Raw genomic sequence first — 2,502 nt, forward strand, 5'->3', positions numbered from 1 at the left:
GCTGGCCGCGCGCGGGTGGGCATAGTCGCGGGGAACCGGGACGTCCTCGGGCCGCTCGGCCGCGGGCACATCGGCAAGCGCCGCCCGGATCCGGCGCAGCATCTGCTCACGCGCGCTCATCACGGCCGCCTTCCACCGCGGGGGCCTCCCCACCACGGATGCGCCCCACCGCGGGGGTGTCCTCCGCGGTGGGCGTGCCTGCCGTCGTCGGGGCGTCCCTGCCCGTGGGAGCGTCCTCTGCCGCGGCCGTGTTCTCGCCGCGGGTACGCGCCCACCAGGCACGGAAGGATTCCGGGGGCGGCAGCGGGACGTCGCGCGCCCGGCTCCACGCCGCCGCCGGGCCGGGCAGCGGCACCGGCCCGACGGTCTCCCGGTCACCGAGCAGCCGCCGCACCGCACCGGCACCGCGCTGGACGCCAGCCAGCCGGCCGGGCCGGGCCAGCGCCCAGGCCGCCGCGCGCATCCCGACCGCCTCCGCCGCCGGCCGCGGGCGGGTGCGCGCCGCGTCGACGACCTGGCCGCGCAGGTGCAGCAGCACCTCGGGGATGTCGATACGCACCGGGCAGACCTCGAAACAGCGGCCGCACAGCGACGACGCGTACGGCAGCGCCTTCTCCACCGGCCCGGCGTCCACCCCGTTCAGCAGCGGGGTGAGGATGGCACCGATCGGGCCCGGATAGACCGATCCGTAGGCGTGGCCGCCGGTCCGTTCGTACACCGGGCAGGAGTTCAGGCAGGCCGAGCAGCGGATGCAGCGCAGCGCCTGCCGGCCGACCGGGTCGGCCAGCGCGCGGCTGCGGCCGTTGTCGAGCAGCACCACGTGGACGGCGCGCGGACCGTCACCCTCGGTAACACCGGTCCACATCGTGGTGTACGGGCTCATCCGCTCCCCGGTCGACGAGCGGGGCAGCAGCTGGAGGAACACCTCCAGGTCGGACCAGGTCGGCACCACCTTCTCGATACCGACGATGCTGATCACGGTCTCGGGCAGGGTCAGGCACATCCGGCCGTTGCCCTCCGACTCGACCACCACCAGGGTGCCGCTCTCGGCGACCGCGAAGTTCGCCCCGGAGATCCCCACCTTCGCCGTGAGGAACCTGCGCCGCAGGTGCGCGCGGGCCGCGGCGGCCAGCGCCCGCGGCTGGTCGGTCAGGCCGGCCGGCGCGTCCGCCATCTCCCGCAGGAAGATCTCCCGGATCTCCGCCCGGTTGAGGTGGATCGCCGGGGCCAGGATGTGGCTGGCCGGTCACCGGCCAGCTGGATGATCAGCTCGGCCAGGTCGGTCTCCACCGCGGTGATGCCGGCCGCGGCCAGCGCGTCGTTGAGACCGATCTCCGCGGTGACCATCGACTTCACCTTGACGACCTCGCCGGCGCCGGTGGCGCTCCCGCCGGCGCCGGCGGCCCGCCCATCGGCGTTGCCGCCGACGCCGGCGGCCCGGACCAGGTCGATCACGATCCGGTTGGCCTCGGCCGCGTCACCGGCCCAGTGCACCTGGCCGCCAGCCGCGGTGACCGCCCGTTCGAACTGCTCCAGGTAGCCGTCCAGATGCCGTAACGTGCGCTCCTTGATCGCGGCTCCGGCCAGACGCAGCGCCTCCCAGTCGTCGAGCTCGCCGACGGCCCGGGCCCGCTTGTCCCGGATCGTCGTGGTGGCGTGCGCGAGGTTGCGGCGCAGCTGGGTGTCGGCCAGTGCCTGCCGCGCCGCCCGCGGGAACGCCGGCGTCCCCAGGAAGATCGCTGTCATGCCGGCCGTCCCCCCGGCCGGGCCCGTCCCCGCCACCAGGCCGTGGCCCGCCCGGCCTGCCCGGCCCGCCCGGCAGGCGCGGACGCGGCTGACCCGGACGCGGCTGGCCCGGGGGGTGTGTCGCCGGTCCCGGCGAGCACGTCGGCCAGGTGCAGGACGCGCACTCCCGAGCGCCACCTGGACAGCAGTCCGCCGATGTGCGCGAGACAGGAGCTGTCCGCGGCCACCAGCACCTCCGCCCCGGTCTCGCGGACGTGGCGTGCCTTGTCCGCGCCCATCGCCACCGACACGTCTGCGTTCTTGATCGCGAACGTGCCGCCGAACCCGCAGCACTCCTCGGCCGCCGGCAGGTCGACGAGGGTGAGCCCGCGCACCGCGCGCAGCAGCCGCTGGGGCCGGTCACCAAGCCCGAGCACCCGCAACGAGTGGCAGGTCGGATGGTAGGCCACCCGGTGCGGGAAGTACGCGCCGACGTCGACAACCCCGAGCACGTCGACGAGGAACTCCGTCAGCTCGTACACCCGCGGTGCCGTGCGGGCCACCGCGTCCCGCAGCGCCGCGTCACCCCGCTCGGCGGCCAGCCGGGCATACAGGTGACGGATCGTGCCGGCGCATGACGCCGACGGGGTGACCACCGCGTCGTATCCCTCGAACGCCTCGACGAAGCCCCGCACCAACGGCACGGCCTCGTCCCGGTAGCCGGTGTTGAGGTGCATCTGCCCACAGCAGGTCTGCGCCGGGGGGAAGTCCACCTCG

General features: G+C 75.2%; 3 protein-coding genes. All 3 read right to left on the minus strand.

Annotated elements, in window-relative coordinates; genetic code table 11:
* Nucleotides 1–106: 106 nt before the first annotated feature.
* Nucleotides 107–1,174 (minus strand): LUD domain-containing protein, encoded by a 1,068-nt coding sequence (locus tag AC5LUJ_RS10680; RefSeq protein WP_493464858.1) that lies wholly within the window; start codon nucleotides 1,172–1,174, stop codon nucleotides 107–109.
* Nucleotides 1,150–1,746 carry an LUD domain-containing protein gene (locus AC5LUJ_RS10685; RefSeq protein WP_493464859.1) on the minus strand — a complete coding sequence of 199 codons (597 nt, stop codon included), beginning with the start codon at nucleotides 1,744–1,746 and terminating at the stop codon, nucleotides 1,150–1,152. The genes AC5LUJ_RS10680 and AC5LUJ_RS10685 overlap by 25 nt, the downstream gene beginning before the upstream one ends.
* Nucleotides 1,743–2,502 (minus strand): (Fe-S)-binding protein (locus tag AC5LUJ_RS10690; protein ID WP_493464860.1); only part of this gene is annotated, 760 nt, incomplete at its 5' end. The genes AC5LUJ_RS10690 and AC5LUJ_RS10685, both read right to left, overlap by 4 nt.

The organism is Protofrankia sp. CiP1_Cm_nod3, from assembly GCF_982290655.1.

Excerpts from the sequence above, each read along its gene's own strand:
- AC5LUJ_RS10680 (WP_493464858.1), bottom strand. The coding sequence starts at position 1,174 with ATGGCGGACGCGCCGGCCGGCCTGACCGACCAGCCGCGGGCGCTGGCC.
- AC5LUJ_RS10685 (WP_493464859.1), bottom strand. The coding sequence starts at position 1,746 with ATGACAGCGATCTTCCTGGGGACGCCGGCGTTCCCGCGGGCGGCGCGG.